Annotated in this window: 16 protein-coding genes and 1 riboswitch; of the genes, 6 read left to right on the top strand and 10 right to left on the bottom strand. The window is 64.2% G+C overall.

Translation table 11 applies throughout. From position 1 onward, the window contains the following. Positions 1-7 precede the first annotated feature (7 nt). From cobN to cobU, 3 genes are all read right to left on the bottom strand, one after another. Positions 8-4,033 (bottom strand): cobaltochelatase subunit CobN, encoded by a 4,026-nt coding sequence (cobN, locus tag NGR_RS20330; protein WP_012708348.1) that lies wholly within the window; start codon positions 4,031-4,033, stop codon positions 8-10. A gap of 246 nt (positions 4,034-4,279) precedes the next feature. Further along, on the bottom strand, positions 4,280-5,344 hold the full coding sequence (gene cobW, locus NGR_RS20335; RefSeq protein ID WP_012708349.1) for a cobalamin biosynthesis protein CobW: 1,065 nt from the start codon (positions 5,342-5,344) through the stop codon (positions 4,280-4,282). 3 nt (positions 5,345-5,347) lie between these two features. Continuing rightward, on the bottom strand, positions 5,348-5,875 hold the full coding sequence (cobU, locus tag NGR_RS20340; protein ID WP_012708350.1) for a bifunctional adenosylcobinamide kinase/adenosylcobinamide-phosphate guanylyltransferase: 528 nt from the start codon (positions 5,873-5,875) through the stop codon (positions 5,348-5,350). Positions 5,876-6,008: 133 nt separating this feature from the next. After that, a riboswitch (cobalamin riboswitch) is annotated at positions 6,009-6,406 on the bottom strand. A 198-nt stretch (positions 6,407-6,604) separates the two neighbouring features. Here cobU and NGR_RS20345 point away from each other — a divergent pair. Further along, complete coding sequence (locus tag NGR_RS20345) at positions 6,605-7,546, top strand: FecR family protein (protein ID WP_012708351.1); 942 nt, start codon at positions 6,605-6,607, stop codon at positions 7,544-7,546. A 54-nt stretch (positions 7,547-7,600) separates the two neighbouring features. On the opposite strand, the gene NGR_RS20350 is transcribed toward NGR_RS20345, so the two are convergent. Together NGR_RS20350 and NGR_RS20355 are read right to left on the bottom strand one after the other, a co-directional pair. Then, complete coding sequence (locus NGR_RS20350) at positions 7,601-9,769, bottom strand: CHASE2 domain-containing protein (protein WP_012708352.1); 2,169 nt, start codon at positions 9,767-9,769, stop codon at positions 7,601-7,603. A gap of 148 nt (positions 9,770-9,917) precedes the next feature. Next, positions 9,918-11,372 carry a cobyric acid synthase gene (locus tag NGR_RS20355; protein ID WP_012708353.1) on the bottom strand — a complete coding sequence of 485 codons (1,455 nt, stop codon included), beginning with the start codon at positions 11,370-11,372 and terminating at the stop codon, positions 9,918-9,920. Positions 11,373-12,016: 644 nt separating this feature from the next. On the opposite strand from NGR_RS20355, the gene NGR_RS20360 reads away from it, so the two are divergent. Continuing rightward, on the top strand, positions 12,017-13,015 hold the full coding sequence (locus NGR_RS20360; protein WP_012708354.1) for a glycine betaine ABC transporter substrate-binding protein: 999 nt from the start codon (positions 12,017-12,019) through the stop codon (positions 13,013-13,015). Between the two features lie 280 nt (positions 13,016-13,295). Continuing rightward, entirely contained in the window at positions 13,296-14,342 is a 1,047-nt protein-coding gene (locus tag NGR_RS20365) for a quaternary amine ABC transporter ATP-binding protein (protein WP_012708355.1), read from the top strand. Between the two features lie 50 nt (positions 14,343-14,392). Here NGR_RS20365 and NGR_RS20370 read toward each other — a convergent pair whose 3' ends face one another. Beyond that, a complete protein-coding gene (locus NGR_RS20370; protein ID WP_012708356.1) occupies positions 14,393-14,803 on the bottom strand; it encodes a tautomerase family protein in 411 nt (136 codons plus the stop codon). A 105-nt stretch (positions 14,804-14,908) separates the two neighbouring features. Between NGR_RS20370 and NGR_RS20375 the strand changes: the two genes are divergently transcribed. From NGR_RS20375 to NGR_RS20385, 3 genes are all read left to right on the top strand, one after another. Next, positions 14,909-15,772, top strand: coding sequence for a LysR substrate-binding domain-containing protein (locus NGR_RS20375; RefSeq protein ID WP_164924364.1), 864 nt, complete (start codon positions 14,909-14,911; stop codon positions 15,770-15,772). 109 nt (positions 15,773-15,881) lie between these two features. Then, complete coding sequence (bmt, locus tag NGR_RS20380) at positions 15,882-16,898, top strand: betaine--homocysteine S-methyltransferase (protein WP_164924365.1); 1,017 nt, start codon at positions 15,882-15,884, stop codon at positions 16,896-16,898. 239 nt (positions 16,899-17,137) lie between these two features. After that, positions 17,138-17,482, top strand: a complete 345-nt coding sequence (locus tag NGR_RS20385; RefSeq protein ID WP_012708360.1) for a hypothetical protein — start codon at positions 17,138-17,140, stop codon at positions 17,480-17,482. 183 nt (positions 17,483-17,665) lie between these two features. Here NGR_RS20385 and NGR_RS20390 read toward each other — a convergent pair whose 3' ends face one another. The 4 genes from NGR_RS20390 to NGR_RS20405 all read right to left on the bottom strand — a co-directional run bounded on the left by NGR_RS20390 (position 17,666) and on the right by NGR_RS20405 (position 22,188). After that, complete coding sequence (locus NGR_RS20390; RefSeq protein WP_012707869.1) at positions 17,666-18,607, bottom strand: IS110 family transposase; 942 nt, start codon at positions 18,605-18,607, stop codon at positions 17,666-17,668. A gap of 219 nt (positions 18,608-18,826) precedes the next feature. Then, positions 18,827-20,821 (bottom strand): vWA domain-containing protein, encoded by a 1,995-nt coding sequence (locus NGR_RS20395; RefSeq protein ID WP_164924366.1) that lies wholly within the window; start codon positions 20,819-20,821, stop codon positions 18,827-18,829. Beyond that, a complete protein-coding gene (locus tag NGR_RS20400; protein WP_012708362.1) occupies positions 20,821-21,348 on the bottom strand; it encodes an RNA polymerase sigma factor in 528 nt (175 codons plus the stop codon). Before NGR_RS20400 ends, NGR_RS20395 begins: the two co-directional genes overlap by 1 nt. A gap of 87 nt (positions 21,349-21,435) precedes the next feature. Then, a complete protein-coding gene (locus NGR_RS20405) occupies positions 21,436-22,188 on the bottom strand; it encodes a phosphodiester glycosidase family protein (protein ID WP_012708363.1) in 753 nt (250 codons plus the stop codon). Positions 22,189-22,341 lie beyond the last annotated feature (153 nt).

Consider the following 22,341-nt stretch of genomic DNA (forward strand, 5'->3'; position numbering starts at 1 on the left):
ATCCTCCCTATTCGTTTCCGGCCTGCAGGCGTTCGTTCGCGGCACGGCCGGACAGGCTGTTCAGTTCAAATCGCGCCGAGTTGGAGCGCGGGTTCCACAGATCGCGATCGACAGCCTCCAGGAACCGATCGGCGAGCTCGGCAAGGGCAGCAGGGTTCTTGTCACGCAGGAAATCGAGAACCTTCTCGTCGGCGATGAAGGCCCGGTAGGCAGCCTCGAAATGATGGTCGCGCACCGCCCCGGTCGTCGCCGCGAAGGCGAACATATAGTCGACCGTCGCGGCGATCTCGAAGGCGCCCTTGTAGCCGTGGCGCATGACCCCGTCGATCCATTTCGGATTGACGACGCGGGCTCGCACCACGCGGCCGATCTCCTCCTCCAGCGAGCGGATCACCGGCTTCTCCGGCCGGGAGTGGTCGTTGTGATAGATCGCCGGGCGTTGCCCCTTGAGATGTTCCGCCGCGGCGCTCATGCCGCCTTCGAACTGGTAGTAGTCGTCGCTGTCGAGCAGATCGTGCTCGCGGTTGTCCTGGTTCTGGACGACGGCCTCGATGGTGCTGAGGCGCTCCTCGAAAAGCCCGCGCTCCGCCTTGCCGTCTTCGCCGGCGCCATAGGCATAGCCGCCCCAGGTGAGATAGGCGTCGGCGAGATCGCCGCGCTTCTCCCAGCCTTTTTCATCGATCAGCGCCTGCAGGCCCGCGCCGTAGGCACCCGGTTTCGCGCCGAAGACGCGGTAGGAGGCGCGGCGCGCCGCCTTCTTCGGCTCGACACCCTTTTCCTCGAGCCGCCGAGCCTCGGCGCGCATCCGGGCGGCGATCATGTTGTCGGCATCGTCCTCCTCGAGCGCGCCGATCGCGCGGATCGCCTTGTCGAAGAGGGCGATCTGTTCCGGGAAGGCGTCGCGGAAGAAACCGGATATCCTGAGCGTCACGTCGACGCGCGGCCGGCCGAGCACGGCAAGCGGCACGATCTCGTAGCCGGTGACGCGGCGCGACGCCATGTCCCAGATTGGCTTGGCGCCGATCAGCGCCAGCGCCTGGGCGATATCGTCACCGCCGGTGCGCATATTGGACGTTCCCCAGGCGGTGAGCCCGAAGGACGACGGCCATTCGCCGTGATCCTGCAGATAGCGGCGGATCAGCAGCTCGGCCGATTTCTTGCCGAGCTCGTAGGCCGCCGGCGTCGGGACGGCGCGGCTGTCGACGGAATAGAAGTTGCGGCCGGTCGGCAGCACGTCGGGACGTCCGCGGGTCGGCGCGCCGGAAGGTCCGGGCGCGACGAAGCGGCCGTCGAGGCCGGTGAGGAGGCCCTCGATCTCCGCCGCACCCGAATCCTGGATCGAAGGCTTCAGCCGTGCCTCGATCTCGTCGAGGACGGCGCGCGTGTTGGTCCAATCGTAAGGGCAGGCAACCTCGCCCGACACCAGTTTCGCCGCGAGAAGTTCGACCCGCTCGACTGTGTCGCCCGCGGTGCGCCACGGGGCATCGGAGAGGGTGGCGAGGAGATCGGGCTTCGGGCCGGTCCAGGGCGCTGACATGACGCAGTCGAGGGGGTCGAAAGGTTGCGTGTGGGGAGCAAGAACCCCCTCTGCCCTGCCGGGCATCTCCCCCACAAGGGGGGAGAGGACGGATGCCACCGCTCGCTCCCCATCGACTGTCAAATTGGAGATGCTTCCTGCAACTTCCGGCGGCGCTGCGGGTTCTGAGGGAGTTGTGGCTGCGAGTGGTAGCCGCGAGTCACTCTCCCCCCTTGTGGGGGAGATGCCCGGCAGGGCAGAGGGGGTGCCTTGCCCCGAAACACCCAACCCCGAATCCGCCGCAATCGCCCGCTGCAAACTCTGGTCCCCGCCCTCACCCAAACCGCGCGGCACCCGGGCGAGAGCCACGGTGAGATCCGTCAACAGTCGCCCCTCCGGCGCGACGCCGAAGATGTGCAGCCCGTCGCGGATCTGCATCTCCTTGAGGTCGCAGAGATAGGCGTCGAGCTTTTCGAGCGCCTTGTCGTCGCTATCGCCCTTTTCGATGCCGGCGTCGTTGTCGAGGCCGATATCGCGCACGAGATCGAGGATCTGGCGGCTGAGCAACCGCAGCCGCCGTGGATCGCCGCCGGCCGCCTCGTAATACTCGTCGACCAGCGCTTCGAGGTCCTTCAGCGGACCGTAGGACTCGGCCCGCGTCAAGGGCGGCGTCAGATGGTCGATGATCACCGCGCTGCTGCGGCGCTTTGCTTGCGTGCCCTCGCCCGGATCGTTGACGATGAAGGGATAGAGATGCGGTGTCGGACCGAACACCGCCTCCGGATAACAGGCCTCGGAAAGCGCCAGCGCCTTGCCTGGCAGCCATTCGAGGTTGCCGTGCTTGCCCATGTGGATAATCGCGTCGGCACCGAAGACCTGGCGCAGATGGGCGTAGAAGGCGAGATAGCCGTGCGGCGGCACGAGATCCGGAGCGTGATAGGTTTCCTTCGGATCGATATTGTAGCCGCGGGCGGGCTGTACGCCGACCAGGACGTCGCCGAACCGGGCGAGCGGCAGCGCGAAAACGTCATCGAGGAAGAAGGGATCGGTCTCCGGCGCACCCCAGCGCTCGCTCACCTCCTGCTGAATCTTTTTCGGAAGAGAGGCGAGGAAATCCTTGTACTCGCTCAGGGAAATTGTTTCGCGGATTTCCCGATCACGGCTCGCCGCATTGGTCGGTCCGGCCATCAGGAACCGGATCAGCGCATCGCCATCCTCAGGCAGATCGCCGACCGTGTAGCCTTCCGCCGCCATCGCTCTCATGACTTCGATCGTGCCGGCGGGCGTATCGAGGCCGACGCCGTTGCCGAGACGGCCGTCGCGGTTCGGATAATTGGCCATGACAATGGCGACCCGGCGCACCTGCGGCTTCGCCCGGCGCAGCCTCGCCCAGTTGGCGGCAAGCCGGGCGGCAAAGCGGACGCGATCGGCAAGCGGCTCGTGCCCGACGATGTTGGTTTCGACGAGCGGGTCGTAAACCGATGCCGCCTTGAAGGAGACGGCGCGCGAAAGAATGCGGCCGTCCACCTCCGGCAGAGCGACATTCATGCCGAGATCGCGGGCCATCAGACCCTGCGGCGAGGCTTCCCACGCCTCGCGGGACGATCCTGAAAAGATGACCTGCAGCACCGGTGCGCCGGTCGATTCCAAGACGGTCGGCTGCCGGTCGGCGCCGGGCGCCGAGACGGCGAAGCCCGTGGCGTTCAAGACAACGTCGGGCGCGGCTTCCGCGAAGATCGCTACAAGCGTGCCGATCGAGACCTGGTCCTTGAGGCTCGAGACGAACACCGGGAGTGCACGCATGCCTTCAGCCGCCAGCGCGTCAATCAATGCCTCAACGGGTTTGGTCTCACCGCTCTGGACGAGGGCGCGGTAGAAGCAGATGGCGACGGTGGGGAGGGTTACCGCCTCCGGGGGTGCATCCCCTCGTCCTCGAACAAGCCGCATCCACTCACCGACCCCGATCACACCCCTGCCCGGCCACCAGATGCCGGCCTTGAGCAACGGGCGCGCCGGCTGCGGCTTTTCGCCTCCGTCGATCAGCGCCTCGGCATAGTCGAGGAACAGGCTGGCATTGTCGGCGCCGCCCTCGGTGAAATAGGCCCAGAGACGCTGGCGGTCATCGGCCGAAACAGTCGAAAAAGGCTCAAGACCGGGATCCGGCTTGTCGTCTCCCGGAAGTACGGCAATCTGGAACTTGCCGGCGACCGCCGCCGCAAAAAGCGCCTCCAGCACGTATCGAAAATAGCTGGCGCCGCCGAGCGGCCGGACGACGATCAGCTTCGCATGGCGCGCCGTGCGCTCGACATAGGTGTCGACCGACATCGGATGCATGAGGCTCATCAGGCTGGCGATGCGCAGACTCTTCATTCCTGCGCGCCGGCGATGGGCGGCCGCAATCGAAGCAAGCTCGGTATCGGCGGCCGACAGGAACAGGATATCGGCTGGGCTTTGGCCGAGATCGATCGCCTCGTTGCCGTCGGCGATCGTTCCTTTCTGGGCTAGGAGAAGATGCATGGGTGCTCCTCCCGGGCGTCGTGAGAAGACCCCTCCTCAACCCCTCCCCACAAGGAGGAGGGGCTAGACAGCGCCGTGCTCGCCGCATCGGCGAAAGCCGTCTCGCCACGACGTAAACAAGAAGCTGCACGCGCACTCAAGCGGTGCGCTTTGGAGCCACCCCATCGCGGCAAACGCCAACGAAGCCCCTCCCCCTTGTAGGGAGGGGTTGGGGAGGGGTAATTCCCACACACGTTCAAGACCGCCTCACACCAGCGCCGAGATTGCCGTGCGCACGGCGGCCTCGTCCATGTCGTGCAGGCCGATGACGACGAGGCGCGTGCCGCGAGCCTCGCCCGGTGCCCAGGCGCGGTCGTAATACTGGTCGATACGGCTGCCGACCGCCTGGATCAGCAGGCGCATCGGCTTGCCGGGGATGTCGGCGAAGCCCTTGAGGCGCAGCACGTCGTGCTCGGCGATGACGGTCTTCAGACGATCGACGAAGAGGGTCGGGTCGGCGACCGGTCCGAGTTCGACGACGAAGCTGTCGAATTCGTCGTGATCGTGCTCCTCACCCGCCTCATGGTCCAACTCGTGGTGCGACTTGCGGTTGGCGATCTCGCCCTCGGTACCGACGCCGAGGCCGAGCAGGATCGCAGCCGCCACCTCGCCGTTCCTTGCCTCGATCATCGTCGGCTTGCGGCTGATGCGCGAGGCGACCTCCTCGCGCACGGACTTGAGGCCGGCTGCGTCGATGAGGTCGGTCTTGTTGAGGACGATGAGGTCGGCGGCGGTGAGCTGGTCCTCGAAGAGCTCTTCGAGAGGGCTCTCGTGGTCGAGATTGTCGTCGACGACGCGCAGCGCATCGACCTTGTCGTGATCATCGGCAAAACGCCCGGCGGCAACGGCAGCACTGTCGACGACGGTGACGACGCCATCGACCGTCACTTCGCTGCGGATGTCCGGCCAGTTGAAGGCGGCGACCAGCGGCTGCGGCAGGGCGAGACCCGAAGTCTCGATGACGATATGGTCCGGGCGGTTTTCGCGCTCGAGCAGCTTCGTCATGGTCGGAATGAAGTCGTCGGCGACGGTGCAGCAGATGCAGCCGTTGGTGAGTTCGATGATGTCCTCTTCCGAGCAGGCTTCCGCGCCGCAACCCTTCAGCACGTCGCCGTCGACGCCGAGGTCGCCGAATTCATTGATGATCAGCGCGATCCGCTTGCCGTCGGCATTCTGCAGCAGGTTGCGGATCATCGTCGTCTTGCCGGCACCGAGGAAGCCGGTGATGACGGTTGCGGGGATCTTGCCCGGCTGGGCCTTTGCGAGTGTCATGAATCAACCCTTCATTTTCAGCGGCAATCCCGCCGCGACGAAATAGACTTCGGCGGATTTCTCCGCGACGATCTGGTGGAGGCGGCCGGCATGATCACGGAAGTCGCGCGCCATGCGGTTGTCAGGCACGATACCAAGACCGACCTCGTTCGAAACCAAGATGAGCTGCGCCTTGAGATCTGGCAGCACGTCGGCGAGGGCCGCGAATTCGGCTGCCATGTCGCGCTCTTCCATCATCAGGTTCGTGACCCACAGCGTGAGGCAGTCGACAAGGATGGCGCGCCCCGGAGCATCGAGGCGGCGAAGCAGACCGGATAGATCGAGTGCCTCCTCATGCGTCGTCCAGCCCTTGCCCTGCCGCGCGGCCTGGTGACGGGCGATACGGTCGCGCATTTCCTCGTCATAGGCTCGGCCGGTCGCGACGTAGTGCATCGGGAGCCCTGAGGCTTCGACGAGTTTCTCCGCAAAGCTGGATTTTCCGGAGCGCGCGCCTCCGAGCACGAAAACCGGAGCGGCATGGGAGAGTATCATCCGACCAGACTCCGCGCATGGAGTCCGATGGGACCAAAGCAGTGATAGGAAGCGTGCGCGTGACCGGCACGCGCAGAAAGCAATCTAAAAGCCACGACAACCTCCGTGCTGGCATAGGGGAGGACTCCCCCGGGCGATGCCCTGATGGACGGCAGGTCTCCTGGCTCTCGGCGTCACGGGCAAAGCGCTGCGCACGCGGTGCGCATCGACATTTGAGCCCGAACGGGTCCGCCTCGCCTTCCCGGCGTTTGCTGGCTCGTGAGGGCGGACGATTCGTAGAAGAAGAGGCGTCCAGCCCGGCTGCTCACGATGCCACGCCAGTGGCTTTTCCGGCACGCCATCCGATCCCGCGACAACTGCACCATGCAGTTACATCGGTAGCGGAGCGGCATGCCCGATGGCGAACCCTGACCGTTCTACAGTCGCGGGGTCGGCTGCGATAAGGGCGCCCTGCGTGGGTCCGCCCGTCACATTCCCATTTACTCCCTCACGCCGCTTCGGTGCGAGGGAACCATCCATGGCCGTTAATTATGAAGCCGTGGCTGCAAAGTCAATCGACGGGCTGCGACGCGAAGCCGGCGAATTGCGGCAGCGCAGCCCCACCGCCGGCGCCGGGGTGCTCATATACTCCAAACGGGTGAGCAGACACCCCTCGCTGCCCCGTGATAAATACAGCTTTGCAGGCCCGACGCGGCTCACATGCTGCGCCCAGGCTGGTGGGAGGGTGCGATGGCATATTTGCGTCGTGCCGCATTTGCCGCGCTAATCGTCGCGCTTTACGGCTCTATGCCAAGCAAGGCCGCCGAACCGATCGGTCAGGCGATCCGGATCAAGACCGAAGTGAGCGGGGCGACCGGACCTCTGGTCGTCAGGGACCCGGTCCACCGGGACGAGCTGATTCGGACATCCAGATCGGGGCTCGGGCAATTCGTTTTCCGTGATGGAAGCAAGCTTGCCGTGGGTGCCGGTTCGTCAGTCGTGATCGACAAGTTCGTGTTCGACGACTCGAGATCGGTGCAGAAGCTGACCGTCGCGGCAGCGAAGGGAACGTTTCGCTGGATCAGCGGCAACTCGAAGCACTCGGCCTATCAGATCTTGACGCCGGCCGGTACGATCGGCGTCCGAGGCACGGTCTTCGACTTTTACGTCGGCGGCGACGGCACCACGGCGGTGGTGCTCTTGAGCGGCGCTGCCGAATTCTGCGGCCGAGGTGGCTGCCAACAGCTGACACGGCGCTGCGACTGTGTGGTCGCTCGCCCCAATGGCGACATGACCGACACGCGTCGAGTCGACCGGAGCATCCTCAGGACACTCGGCAACCGACAGGCATTGCCGTTCCTCTCCGGCGGACAGCAACTCTCGCCCGGATGGAGCGGCACCGGCTGCGGCCTTTCAGCGGCGATTCAGATCCGTCCCGATCCGCCTCAACCCCGTATTGTGCCGCCAACCAGACTTGCCCCGCCAATCGAAACGCCGCCCAAGCCCGACAAGCCACCGAAACCGGACAAGCCGCCCAAACCAGATAAGCCGCACAAACCGGATAAGCCGCACAAACCGGACAAGCCGCACAAACCGGACAAGCCGCACAAACCGGATAAGCCCAGCAAACCAGACAAGCCGGGCAAACCGGACCGGCACGACAAGAACTGGCGCGATGACAGGCGATGGTGATTGGGATCGACATTTGGTAGAAGGCGGCACAGTTCCCGGCGGCAGCAAAGCGCACTACTCGCCAGCCGCATCCTTCGCCGTCGGCTCATCGATGAAATGGTCGCCGCGCCGCGAAATCCGGCGATAGAAATCCGACAATCCCGGCGCCAGCGCGGACGCCTTGAGCTTTACCACCCCCAGAATGCGCCGACTGTCAGTGGAACGGGCGCGCAAAGCGTCGACCAGCCGCCGGTGGACTTCCAGCAATTCGGCGAACGCATCCGAGGCGGCAAAACTTTCGTCGCCAACGACACCAAAGAGCCGCGTTCGCGTGCTTTTGCCCTTCAGCCCCAATGCTCCGGCCTCCAGCAAGGCGCAACGACCAGCCAATTTTGCCGTTGTCTCGGATACGAGGATATCGAAACCGACCTCCTTGCAGGCGGCTTCGATGCGCGCCGCCACATTGACCGCGTCCCCGACGGCCGAATAGTTGAAATGCGCCTCGGCCCCCATGTTGCCGACGCAGGCGAGCCCCGTGTGGATTCCAATCCCGATGGCGACCCTTTGCTCCGCTCCAAAACCGAAGGCATCCTTGTCATTGAGGCGAGCAAGCGTTTCCCGCATGGCCAAAGCCGCACGAACGGCCTTGCTTGGATGGCCGGCCACGTCGACGGGCGCGTTCCAGAAGGCCATGATCGAGTCGCCGATGAACTTGTCGAGCGTTCCCTCGTTTTCGATGACATCGCGGCTCAACGCATCGAGAAGCGTGTTCAGGAACCCGACGACCTCCGTCGGAGCCAAACGCTCGCTGATCTCGGTGAAATTCCGGACATCGACGAACATGATCGTCAATTCGCGATCGTCTCCGCCAAGGCGCAGAGCATTGTGCGTGTGCTCGATGCGATAGAGCAGCGACGGTGACAGATACTGGCCGAAAGCGCGCCGGACAACGCGCCGTTCCCGGTCGGTCACGAGGAAGCGGTAGGCCGTCGCGGCGAAATGCGTGACCAACCCGGCAAGGATCGGGGCGAGAGGGTCGAACAGCAGTCCTGCATAGAGGAACGCGATCCAGGAGGCCGCCAGTGCAAAGCCGGTGATCAATAGTCCGCAGGCGAGCGCCACGCCCGGGCTGACGAAGGTCGTCAGCATCACGAGAAGACTGCCCGCAACGGCAATCGACAGGATCTCAAGTCCGTCCGCCCAGTCCGGGCGCGAGAGGAAGCGACCGGACAAAATCTGCTCGACGGTCTGGGCGTGGAGCGAGACGCCGGGGACGTTGTGTCCGAGAGCCGTCGTCCTGATGTCCAGCAAGCCGGCAGCCGAGGTGCCGACGAAGACAATGCTGCCCTCGACCGCGGCGCCAACATCCGGGGGACCACCTGATGCGGCAAGCACGCGGCCGGCCGACACGTACCTCTCCGCGCGGTCTTCACTGACGTACAGCCAGAGTTCGCCGGCAGCAGTGACCGGAACGTTGAAATCACCAATCTTGATGTGGGTTATGGTGTCGGGCACATCCGTTGCTCCGGCCAGCAGATAGGTGGAGGCGCCCTGAGCGACCCGCAGCGCCTCGAGCGCCAGATTCGGATAGAGTTGCTCGCCATCGCTGAGAAGCAGCGGGACCGCGCGTACGACCGCCGACGGGCTGTCGGGATTGAGGCTGATATGACCGAGGCCGGCTGCACTCGCTTCGAATTCCGGCCGGAGCGGCGTCGCGGCCGTGAGCCGCGGCGGCGCATCGAACGGGCTCTCGCCGGTAAAGGCGAAGCCCGCCTTGATCGGCGGTCGATAGCTTCCCTCGTTCGACAGGCCGAAACCCAGCACGACCGGCTTGCCGGCGATCGCCCCGGCAAAGATTTCGTCATTGTCCGGCAAGCGTTGCAGCAAAGCCGGCTCGATCCCCGGGACGTCACGCACAACCGTGCGCGGCGACAGCCGATCGGGCTCGGCGAACAGGATGTCAAAGGCAATGACGGCGGCGCCCATTTCGGACAGCCTGTTCACCAGGGCTGCCAATCGATCCCTTGGCCAGGGCCACTGCCCGAACTCCCTCAGCGACGCCTCGTCGATATCGACGACCCGCACGGGCAGGTCTTCGAAGGGCCGCGGCGCCAGGCGCTGGTATTCATCGAAGGTGATTTCGCGGGCGAACCGCAGCAACTGCGGATCGTTTGCCCGCAGCACCGTCAGCGCCGCGACAATTGCCAATCCGATAAGGACGCCGACCAGTTGGGCGCGTGTCATAACCGCCGACCTTTGTGCCGGGCAGCGGCCTGACCGGTTTCTCCAGCGAGAACCGAAGCCGCCTCGCCGGCCATGCTGCATCCTTCGCAGCGGCCATGCAATATCGACCAAAGAGGGTTCGACGGCGTGTCACGCGGCGGCGCAGCGGCTAGCCGAGCAAGCGGTTGAGCCAGGCGCCGTCGAGCACGCCCTCCAGCTCGGCGGCGATCTCGTCGAGCGCGCTGTCGACCGACTGGCGATAGTTGGCGCCCCCGCCTTCGATCCCCAGGCTCTTCAGCAGTGCGGCGCGATAGGCATCGCTACCGAAAAGCCCGTGGAGATAGGTTCCCATGACGCGGCCGTCGGCCGACATCGCGCCATCGGGGCGGCCGTCGATCGTCACAGGGGCGCGTTCGCAATCTGCGCCTGTCGTCTTGCCCAGATGGATTTCGTAGCCTTCGAGCCCCACGTCATGCTCCAGCGACCAAGCGCGGCTGTTGCGAACTGTCTTTTCAGGCGCCATTTCCGTTTCGACCGAAAGCAGCCCCAGCCCGGCGATCTCGCGCTCGCTTCCTTCGATGCCAAGCGGATCGGCAACGCGGGTGCCCAGAATCTGATAACCCCCGCAGATGCCGATCACCCGGCCGCCGCGCCGGACGTGACGCTCGAGGTCGCGGTCCCAGCCCTGCGCCCGAAAGTTCTTGAGATCGGAAATCGTCGATTTCGAACCGGGGATGACGACAAGCCCTGCATCCTGCGGCAGCGACATGCCCGGCCGAACGAAGACAAGCTCGACCTCCGGTTCTGCCGCAAGCGGATCGAGATCGTCGAAATTGGCAATGCGCGACAGGACGGGCACGGCGACTTTCAAAGCCTTGCCGCTGCCGCGGGCCAATTTCTCGAGAACCACGGAATCCTCGGCCGGCAGCCGTGCCGCACTTTTCAGCCAGGGCACCACGCCGAAACAGGGCCAGCCGGTGAAGCGGCCGACGGCTGCGATGCCGTCGTCAAAAAGGCTTACGTCGCCGCGGAACTTGTTGATGAGATAGCCGGCGACCATCCGCCGGTCCTCCTCCGGCAGGATTGCATGGGTGCCGACCAGCGAGGCAATGACGCCGCCGCGATCGATATCGCCGACGAGAACCACGGGAACGTTGGCATGAGTGGCGAAGCCCATATTGGCGATGTCGCCGGCCCTGAGATTGATCTCGGCGGGGGAGCCGGCCCCCTCGACGACGACGAGATCCGCTCCGGCGGAGACGCGTCCGAAACTCTCCATCACCGCGCCGAGTAGCTTCGGCTTCAGCGCCTGATATTCCCTGCCCTTGGCCTGCCCCGCGACCTTGCCCTGCAGGATGACCTGGCTGCCCACGTCGGATTGCGGCTTGAGAAGCACAGGATTCATGTGTACCGAGGACGGCACGCGCGCGGCCAGCGACTGCAGCCACTGTGCCCGGCCGATCTCGCCGCCGTCATCGGAAACGGCGGCGTTGTTCGACATGTTCTGCGGCTTGAAGGGCCTGACCTTCAGGCCGCGATTGGCGGCGAGCCGGCAGAGGCCGGCCACCAATACCGATTTTCCGACATCCGAGCCGGTTCCCTGGAGCATGATCGCGCGTGTCATGCGATCTCCCGTAACATCGAAACCTTGTCCGGCAAAGCTCTGTTTCGACGCCATTTCGCCGCAATTCGGCCGATCTAGATCACGGGGTGTGTCACCCGCTAGCCAAGCTTGGCGACGAAGCTCTGCGATCTAGCGAAAATGCGACATGGAATGCCGAATTTGGCAGCGAAGACTGGCCGTAGCACGCCCATGTGGCCGCCATTGAAACAACCCGGCTCTCCCGGCTTTAGTCCTGGCGATATTCGCGTTCGTTGCGACACCGGTCAACGCGATGATTTGCGGCCGGCGCGTGGCTGTTCGTGCCAGATGCATCCGCGGCCCCGAAAAAGTGCGAGGATCTCCGAAGAGGCAGGTCCGGTACGCAACACCTAACCGGACCTGAGGCAGTCGCCTGCCGCAGGCAAACAATTAGCCTGACATCCTTACCGGATGGTTAGTGAGAGCTTAACCAAAGGTGAATTCGCAATATTTCCGGATCCATCGCCCATTCCCGAACACGGGAGCGACAGGCAGAACCGCGCGCATCTCTCAACTGGACGGCCCTCCGACGACTTAGGCGACGATAAACTGAAGAAGTTGATTTCTCATCGGAAACACCTAGTCTGACTCGTCGTGGCCCACGTAGCGGCAGGAGGTCCGGGAACATGACGAAACTCCTCGCAATCACGTTCGCCGCCGCCGGCATCTATGTCCTGGCCAGCCCGACCCAGGCCGCGGAGTGCGGCAAGGTCAGCATTGCCGAAATGAACTGGGCCTCCGCCGGCATCGCCGCCCATGTCGACAAATTCATTCTCGAACACGGCTATGGTTGTACCGTCTCGCTTGTCGCCGGCGACACGATGACGACCTTCGCGTCGATGAACGAGAAGGCTGAGCCCGACCTGGCGCCCGAGCTTTGGATCCACTCGGTGCGCACGCCGCTCGAAGCGGCGATCAAGGAAGGCCGCCTTATCCAGGCTGCTCCAATTCTCAGCGAAGGTGGTGTCGAAGGCTGGTGGATCCCGAGATTCCTCGCCAACGCCCATCCGGAGATCAAGACCGTACAGGAGGCCCTGAAGCATCCGGATCTTTTCCCGGCGACCGACGATCCGACCAAGGGGGCGATCCACAGTTGCCCCTCCGGCTGGAACTGTCAGATCTCGACGGCCAACCTCTACAAGGCACTGGGGGCTGAGAAGGCTGGTTTCAGGCTTGTCGAGCCCGGTTCGGCAACCGCGCTTGACGGCTCCATTGCCGAGGCCTTCGAGACAAAGACCGGCTGGCTCGGTTATTATTGGGCGCCGACGGCAATCCTCGGCAAATATGAAATGATCCGTCTTTCCTTCGGCGTCGACCATGACCGGGCGGAATGGGATTCCTGCTCGGCCGTGCCGAACTGCTCGAACCCGAAAATCAACTCCTATCCCGTCTCCGACGTCTTTACAGTCGTGACGAAGTCCTTTTCCGAAAAGGCAGGCGTCGCAATGGATTACGTGAATGCCCGCGGATGGGACAATGCAACGGTCAACAAGATTCTCGCCTGGATGGATCAGAACCGGGCTCGCAATGCGGATGCAGCAAGATATTTCCTGGAGCGCTTTCCGGAAATATGGGCGAAATGGGTGAGCCCGGAGGTCGCAGAAAAGGTAAGGGCAGCGCTTTGACGGAAGCCGCATCACGGACGGGCGGGCGGATGTGTTGGCTGCGGCAGCCGCATGTTTCGCGACGAAGCCCCGCCCCGCGTCGCAAACAGCACAGCAGCGCGCCCGTTACGCTGTCACATTGCGGGGAACCTGGAAGCAGTTACGTCTCGTACACGCTCTCAAAGAAGCGGACCGGCGGAACGCAGCTCCAGCGGTGTTGCACTGACCGGCAGCGCCATTATTTTCGATCGTGCCAGCCAAGCCTTCGGCAGGCGGCTGCAATAGCATTCGGAGGTTTTTCATGGCTAGTCGCGCAATCGAGGTGAAGAACCTCTACAAGATCTTCGGCCCGCGTGGGCACGAGTATATCGATCATGTCAAGAACGGCATGGGCAAGGCCGAGCTCAATGAGAAATACGGCCATGTCCTCGGCCTGCAGGACATCAACATTCCAATGCCCGGCGGCTGCATAACGGTGGTGATGGGGCTTTCCGGTTCCGGCAAATCGACGCTCATCCGCCACATCAACCGGCTGATCGACCCGACCGCCGGCGAAGTCCTCTATGACGGCGTCGATGTCTGCAAGATGACCCAGAACGACCTTCGCCAGTTCCGCCGCCACAAGACGGCGATGGTGTTCCAGAAATTCGCGTTGCTTCCGCATCGCACCGTACTTGAAAACACCGTCTACGGCCTGGAGATCCAGGGGGTCGAGCAACGCGAAAGCGAGAAGCGGGCGCTCGGCTGGATCGAACGCGTCGGCCTCAAGGGTTTCGAGAAGCACTATCCGAACCAACTTTCGGGCGGCATGCAGCAGCGCGTCGGTCTCGCCCGGGCGCTGACCAATGACGCCGATATCCTGCTGATGGACGAGGCCTATTCGGCACTCGATCCGCTGATCCGGATGGACATGCAGTCAGTGCTGCTCGACCTGCAGAAGGAGCTGAAGAAGACCGTGGTCTTCATTACCCATGACCTCGACGAAGCGCTACGGCTCGGCGACAAGATCGCCATCCTGCGTGACGGTCGCGTCGTACAGCAGGGAACCGGCCAGGAAATCGTGCTCTCGCCGGCCGACGATTACATCACCGCCTTCGTCAAGGAGGTGAACCGCGGCCGGGTCGTGCATGTCGAGACGATCATGCGGCCGCTGTCCGGCAACCCCGAGGGTTTGGCGATCGCGGCGGATACGGTCCTCGAGGCGGCCGCCCGGACGATGACGGGTGCGCGTATCAACGCAGCCCACGTCGTCGACGCCAACGGCCGCCCGATCGGCGCCATCGACCTGCAGATGATCATCGGCGCGATGGTGACGCCGACAAGTCACAACGAACGCCAGGCGGCGTAAGAGCCGTCCGCGGGAGTGGAGGGGGCGCCGATGCGGTGCCCTCTTCCGTTTTACGCGGCCGATTGCAACTTGCCGCTGATGAACCGGAACTCCTGCGTCTTGCCGCCGAAACCATATGCTGCGGCCGGCACCTCATGGACGAGCACATAGCTTTCGGGATGGATCTTGCCGAGCAGGACTTCGAACCCGGCATAGACCGCTTCAACGTAAGCGGCGAGCTCCTGTTTCGTATTGGTCCCATCGACAACCTTGATGTCCAGCCAGAAGCTCTTCGTCTGCTGTGACGCGATCGACTTTCCGCCGGCGAACCAGTGCTGCGGGTCGATATAGCTGATCGTAACGGCCGTGACGGTCGGATCCTTGCGCAGGTGCAGGCGGGTCAATTCGCTGATGGTAGCGGCGATTTGGGCGGACAGGTCAGCGTTCGCCTCGGCCGCGACGGCGATGTTGATGATCGGCATGAGAGTTCCTTCCTCGGATAGATGCAGGGACGAGGGAAGCTTGCCATCATCTTCGCATCAGAAAAATCGAATTGTATTGCAGGAATAATTCTGCATAATTGAAGTATGAGGATGATCGACCCGGAGCTCTTGCGGACTTTCCTCGCTTTCGCCGAGGGCGGCTCGCTTGCCCGTGCGGCGGAGGTGATCAACCGCTCGCCGTCGGCCGTCACGGCCCAGATGCAGCGGCTGGAAGCACTGGTCGGCGAGCCTCTTCTCGCACCGGCCGGGCGCGGACGATCACTGACACCCGTCGGCGAGGCGTTCGTGGCTCATGCGCGCCGCATCCTCGACGCCCATCGCGACGCCTGGCTTAGCCTCAAGGGCGCCCGGGCCGACGGTCGCGTTGCACTCGGCAGTACCCAGGATTTCGCGGACACCGCGCTACCAGCCTTGCTGCGCCGCTTCGCGCGGTCGCATCCTCGGGTTCGCCTCGACCTCAGGATCGGCCGAACGAAAGAACTGACGGCGGCTTACGAGCAAGGCCAGATCGACATCGTCCTGGCGATGCGGCAGACACCTTCGGCAGATGAACTGCTTGTCTTGCGCGAACCGATGATGTGGTTGTGCGCCGAGAGGGGCGTAACTTTGCCCGACATCGATCTGCCATTGGCTGTGCTCGATCCGCCCTGCGGCTTTCGCGCCGCCGCGATATTCGCGCTCGAGGCGATCAACCACCCCTTCCGCATCGCCGCGACCAGCCCCAGTCTCTCCGGCCTGCGCGCCGCTGTGCTGAGCGGTGTCGCGGTGACGGCGCGCACCGAACGCTTTCTGGGCGCCGGGATAGCGGTCGCACCGAAGGATCTCGATCTGCCGGCGCTGCCCGTCGCGGAATTCAGCCTGCGCCTGCGCCCGAATGCAGAGCACGCCTCAACCGACCTCGCTCATCTTCTTGCGGATGAATTGCCGCGGCTGCCGACAGCCACTTGAGCACCGAGAGGCCTCGACGGTTCGATTCACATTTAGCTTGCTTCCTCGCACGCAAACACATAAAGATATGTTTATATCTCACTACAGTTTGTCCAGCCGGGAAATGCCGATGTCCATCGCAGCCAACGCTCTCTCCGACCTCCTCGCCCAGAAGGGTGTTTTGCTTGCCGACGGCGCGACCGGCACGTCGCTCTTCGCCATGGGCCTTGAAGCCGGCGAAGCGCCGGAGCTCTGGAATGAAACCAAGCCGGAAAACATCACCAAGCTGCATCAGGATTTCGTCGACGCCGGCGCCGACATCATCCTGACCAATTCCTTCGGCGGCACGCGCCACCGGCTGAAGCTTCACCAGGCGGAAGACCGGGTGCATGCGCTCAACAAGCGCGCCGCCGAGATCGCCCGAGCCGTCGCCGACAAGGCGCCGCGCAAGGTGATCACCGCCGGCTCCGTCGGCCCGACCGGCGAACTGCTGATCCCACTCGGTGCGCTTTCCTATGAAGACGCGGTCTCGGCCTTCGCCGAGCAGATCGAGGGCCTCAAGGCCGGCGGCGCGGAAGTCGCCTGGATCGAGACGATGTCCTCGCCGGACGAGATTCGTGCAGCCGCCGAGGCCGCCACAAAGGTCGGGCTGCCCTTCGTCTATACCGGCTCTTTCGATACTGCCGGCAAGACGATGATGGGCCTGCACCCGAAGGACCTCCACACGGTTGCCGCCGAGATCGGCGAAGGACCCGTCGCGGTCGGCGCGAATTGCGGCGTCGGCGCATCAGACATTCTGTCCTCGCTGCTCGACATGACCGCCGCCAATCCGGAGGGAACCGTCGTCGTCAAGGGCAATTGCGGCATTCCGGAATTCCGCGGATCGGAGATCCATTATTCGGGCACGCCGCCGCTGATGGCGGAATATGCCCGTCTGGCCGTCGACGCCGGCGCCAGGATCATCGGCGGCTGCTGCGGCACCTCCTGCAATCACCTGGCAGCGATGCGCCTTGCCCTCGACAACCACACCAAGGGCGAGCGCCCGTCTCTCGAGACGATCGTCGAAAAGATCGGCCCCTTGCGCAACAAGACGGCCAATGAAGGCCCAGTTGCTCCGGCACGCGAAAGACGCAGCCGCCGGGCTTAAGTCCGGTCATCGGCAGATATTGAAGGGCTCCGCGATCATGATGATCCGGAGCCTTTTTCTGATTTCCTGGCGCGCCGCAGGCATTGAGCAGGAAGCGCAAGGCGCTTCGCGTTCAGCCGGCCATGTCGAGCAGCATTGATCTCCTCCCGCCAATCGCGCCAGAACGACGCCTGAGGCCGTTGCGGATCGCATGCGGCTCGCCTATCCCGAAGCACGTTCGATTCGAGGGAGACGATTCGATGAGCGCGCCAGCCGCATTTCCGGACCGGGAAACGACCGCCGCCAAGCTTTCTGTGCTCGGCCAAGCGGATCAGGCCTTCGTCAAGCTGCTGATGGAAAATCCGGAGCAGGACGAGAACTTGTTCGAGGGGTTATACCGCCATCTCGACCTCGCCGCCGAGGCACGCTTGCTGAACACATTGAAGCTGGAGAAGCTCGGGCAGTGGCTCGGCAACGAGGCCCCGGCCCGGCTTCAGATGCGGCTCATGGAAGCCGCCCGCGCCAGCCAGCATCCGGCCTATCAGGCGTTCAAAAACGGACTGGCGAAATCCGGCGGCTTGGAAAGAGCTTTTCCAAAAGCTTGACAGAACCCGGTCGCGAGCGTCGAGCGTCCGTGCAGGCGACGCTCGTTGCCTCTCGCCCTAATCCCTTTGCCCTGACCCGCTCCCCGTTTTGACGGGGAGAGCGAATTGAGGCGGCGCCGCGTGTCCCTTCGCCCCGCTTGCGGGGAGAAGGTGGCCGGCAGGCCGGATGAGCAACTGTGTTTTTTAGCTAAGCGTAGGCTGCCACGATTGGCCGTTGCGCAGCATGGCGCCGAGGATGGTGAGGATCTTGCGGGCGATGGCTATGAGTGCGACCTTCGGCTTCTTACCGGCAGCAAGCAGGCGCTGGTGGAATGCCTTGAGCAGCGGATTCGCGCGGCAGGCGGTCAGGGCCGCCATGTAGAGCACGCCGCGCACCTCGGCACGGCCGCCCCAGATGCTGCGCCGGCCGCGGAAGACGCCGGTGTCGTGGTCATAGGGCGCCAGACCGACAAGCGCGGCGATCTCGCGCCTTGATGCCTGGCCGAGCTCCGGGGCGAGCGCCAGCAGCGTGTGGCTGAGAACCGGCCCGGCACCCTTGAAGGACTGGATCAGCCGATCCTTTTCGGCCAGCCCGGCATCGCTGGCGACGAGCTCGGCCAGGCGCTTCTCCAGCAACAGGATGTTGGCCTCGATGCTGCGCAGGCGGCGGGTAAAAATGCGCCGGACCACCGGGTCGCGCACCTGATCGAGCTGGTTCTTGAGGCTGACCTTGTCGTCGCTGAGCTGCCGGCGGGCGCCGACCAGTTCGGCGAGCTGCTCGCGCAACGGATCGACGCGCATCTCCCGCGTCGGCATGTCGGCGGTGTAGCGGGCGATGACCGCCGCATCGAGGCGGTCGTTCTTGGCCAGCCTGCCGAGCGCACGAGCGAAGTGACGCAGCTTGTGCGGGTTGACGTTCCTGACCGGTAGGCCAGCCTTTTGCAACGCCTGTTTCGGGCCGCGCTCGTAGCCGCCGCTCGGCTCCAGCCCGACCGCCCGTACCTGGCGGCGCTTCAACCGCTTAACAAGCTCCGCCCAGCCGGCCGCGTCGTTATCGACGCGAAAGCTCTCGCCGGTTTGCAGCACGGCAACGTCCAGCCATCCCTTGGCAACATCGATTCCAACCACCAGACCGTCTTCGACCATCTTTCGTCCCATCCTTGCGGTTCGGGGGCCTTGCCCCTTGCAACTGTTCGGGTTCTAAAAGAAGGCGGTCGGGCCCCAGCTCATCCACGGGTTAGGCTCCTGAGGGGCGACGGGCTCTCGGCCGCCGTCACGGAGCGCAGGCGCGCCTGCGCTCCGTGACGGAAACACAATCGCTGATTCGCGACACACAAGGGGCGAGCAGCGCGGAAGCCCCTAAGTTCATTCCCTCGCCAGCCCCTTCGCCAGGCGCACCAGATTGACGAACTCGCCGCGGTATCCAAACGGATCCGGCCCCTTGGCTCCAGCCGAGAGGTCGGCGATCGCCGCGTAGGAATAGTCCGCAACCGCCGAGTTGCCGGCGAGCTTCTGGCCGAAGGCGGCGACGGCGACGGAGAAACGGACGTCCTGCGGCGCCTCGGCAAGCGACGGCACCGCACTCGCTTCCATCACGGGGGTAGTGATCAGCTCGCTCCTGTCACCATCCGGTTTCTTGTAACGGATCTTGAGATAGGCGAGTTCGCCACCGCGAGCCGCCGCCGGTTCGCTCACTGGCTTCTCGGCCGTCGCGTAACGTAGGTCATCGTTGAGGACGGCCGGGCTGCCCTTCGGCGTCACTTCGTAGATCGCCGTCACGCTGTGCCCGGAGCCGATATCGCCCGCATCGACCTTATCGTTGTTGAAGTCCTCGCGCTTCAGCGCCCGCGTCTCGTAGCCGATCAGTCGATACTCGGCGATTGCCGCCGGATTGAACTCCACCTGCAGCTTCACATCCTTGGCGATCGGGAAGAGCGACGAGCCCGCCTCCTCGACCAGCGTCTTCTGCGCTTCCGCCAGCGTGTCGATATAGGCTGCAACGCCGTTGCCGTTCTGGGCAATCGTCTGCATCAGCGCATCGTTGTAGTTGCCGCGGCCGAAGCCGAGGACGGAGAGGAAGATACCGCTCCTGCGCTTCGTCTCGACCATCCGCTTCAATTCCTCATCGCTTGACGGGCCGACATTGAAGTCGCCATCGGTGGCGAGGAGGATGCGGTTGACACCGTCCCTGACGAAGGCCTTCTCCGCCAGTTGATAGGCCGCATCGATGCCCGCAGCACCCGCCGTCGAGCCGCCCGGCTGCAGTGTATCGATCGCCGAGAGTATCTTCGTCTTGTCCTTGACCGCAGTCGGCTCCAGCACCGTCCCGGCATTGCCGGCATAGGTGACGATCGACACCGTGTCGTCCGGCCTCAGCCGATCGACCAGCAGCCGGAAGGCATTTTTGAGCAGCGGCAGCTTGTCCGGTTCGTCCATGGATCCGGAGACGTCGATCAGGAAGACGAGGTTGGCTCTCGGCGCCTCCTTCTGGACCACCTCATAGCCCTTGATCGCCACGTGCATCAGCCGGGTGCCGGCGTTCCATGGCGTCGGCGTGACCGTAACCGTCGCCTTGAAAGGCTCCGCTGCCGTGGTCGGGCGCGGCCAATCATAGGGAAAGTAGTTGACCATCTCCTCGACGCGCACGGCATCGGGGTTCGGCATCTCGCCCGCCATGAGAGATCGGCGGACGAAGGAATAGGAGGCTGTATCGACATCGACCGAGAAGGTCGAAACCGGCTCGGCAGCGACGCTCTTGACCGGATTGGCATCGGCGTTGCCGAAGCGCTCGCGGTTTTCCGCCGGCGGCGGAAGCATGTCCGCCGGCGCGGGCGCCGGAATGGTCTCCATGCGGCTGCGCGCGGCAAGACCGACCGCTCCGCCCATGGTGCTCATCGGCGCCGCGGCATCGGCCGCCTGGTCCACGCTCTGCATTGCCCCGGAAGCAGCACCGGGCGCGTGGAAAGCCTCGCTGTCTGGCTCTGCCTTTCGCTCTTCCTTCGCAACAGGCGCCTCCGGCTTTGCCACCTGTATCTTCGGCTCGCTCTTGGCGGCGATCTCGCCTTCGGTGCCGAACGGCCGATCGTTGCGGACGATTTCGAGCGTCAGAAAGGCGGCGGCGGGTACGACGAGCAGTGTCGCCAGAGCCGAGCCGGCCAGCAATTTCCGGTTCATGATGGGGCTCCATATCCGGTTGAAGATGGAGCTTTGACGACCGGGGATTGTCGATCCTTGGGTTGCGGCCGAATTTTCTTCCGCCGCATCATAGGCCTGCATGGCCGCGGCAAGCGCCCGCGCCCGTGCCTCGCCCCTCGGCTCCGGTGGCGTCCGTCCGGACAGCATGTTGAGTTCGTCGGTCATTACACAGCCTCCTTGCCGAGCAGCGTCCGCAAGCGCTTGCGCGCCTCATGGACGTGCCAGGAGATGGTCGTTTCCGAGCAGCCGAGCACATCGGCCGCGGCCGCATGGCTCAAGCCCTCGGCATAGACGAGCAACACGGCATCGCATTGCTTTTCCGGCAGCGCCCGCACCGCCGCCCAGAGCGCCTCCCGCCTTTCCTCGTCTTCGCTTGCGGAACCAGCCTTCAAAGCGGGGTCGGACGCATAGGCCGCAATCTTTCTTTCGTCGCGCGCCTGCCGGCGGCAGTGATCGCGCGCCGCGTTCAGCGTCAATGTATAGAGCCAGGTGCGGAACCGGCTGGTGCCGCGAAAGCCGCGGATCGCCGAGCCCAGCCGGATGCAGACATCCTGCGCGATATCCTCCGCGTCGGCCTCGCTGCCCGACCAGCGCCAGGCGACCGCATGGACGAAGTCATAGTGACGCTCGATCAACCGGCCGAAGGCCTCGCGATCCCCCTTCACCGCCCTGTCAACGAGTTCCGTGTCCAAGTCCCTGCCCGCTCTTGTCCTGTCTTAACCCTTAGACGTCCACCGAACGTTCTTCCTTGGGGCCGGAGGCAAAAAATTGCGCTGGGTTCATCGTGGAGAACGCGCGACGACGGCGATGATCGGCCCGAGCGGAAACAACCGGTCTTGGCGGTTGATCTCCGGCGCGTAAAGGCTCGAGATCGTGCCGTCGAGGAAGAGCGCGTTCGGGCAATCGAGCCCGTCGAGAAACAGCGTCGCGAAGTCATGGAAGCGCACCGGGCGCTTCGAAACCACAAAAACGACCTCGCCGCTTTTCGTCACCCCGACGCCGTTGCGGGTCTTCAGGCTATCGCTGTCCGGCAGGAAGCGCGGGTGGAGCGCTCCGTCGATGACCAGCATCGGACCGGACTGCGTCGCAAAACGCGGCTTGATGCCGGCGTCGCGATAGGCCTCCGCCGCCATCACGCCGGCCTTGCCGTCGCCGAAATAGAAGACGCCATTCGGCAGCAGGTGAAAGTTGCCCCAGCCGGGGTTGGTATTGAGCGGCGCCTGCTCCACACCCTCTTCGACATGCAGGCCGACCGGGGAAAGGTCCTCGTGATACATGCCACCATTCATGGCGAAGACGATGTATTCGTCGCGCTGGCGCAGTTCGAGCGACAGCGCCTGGAAGGATTTGAAGGGTACGCCCGCCTGGTCCTTGTTGTAGAGGCGAATGTCGCTCGCCGCGGGGTCGAAGCTGCAGGCGACATAGTCCTCGCCGAGATGGCTCACGTTGCGGCAGGCGGCGAACGCAGGGGCAGCAAGGCCGGCGGAGAGCATGGCGGCGCCGGCGAGCAAAGATTTGGGAAACAGCGGCATGGTTGGCACCCGGATGGAATCGCACTGCGCAGCATCGCATAGATTGCGGCAGTTCTGTGCGCGCACGTCTTTGCCGACACGCGAATGAGTTCTCTCACGGCGCGGACGCGCCGCGTCGGCGGTGCGAGAGGCTATCAAGTGTCATCAAACGCG

Origin of the sequence: Sinorhizobium fredii NGR234 (assembly GCF_000018545.1) — a bacterium.
GTDB classification, from domain to species: Bacteria; Pseudomonadota; Alphaproteobacteria; order Rhizobiales; family Rhizobiaceae; genus Sinorhizobium; species Sinorhizobium fredii_A.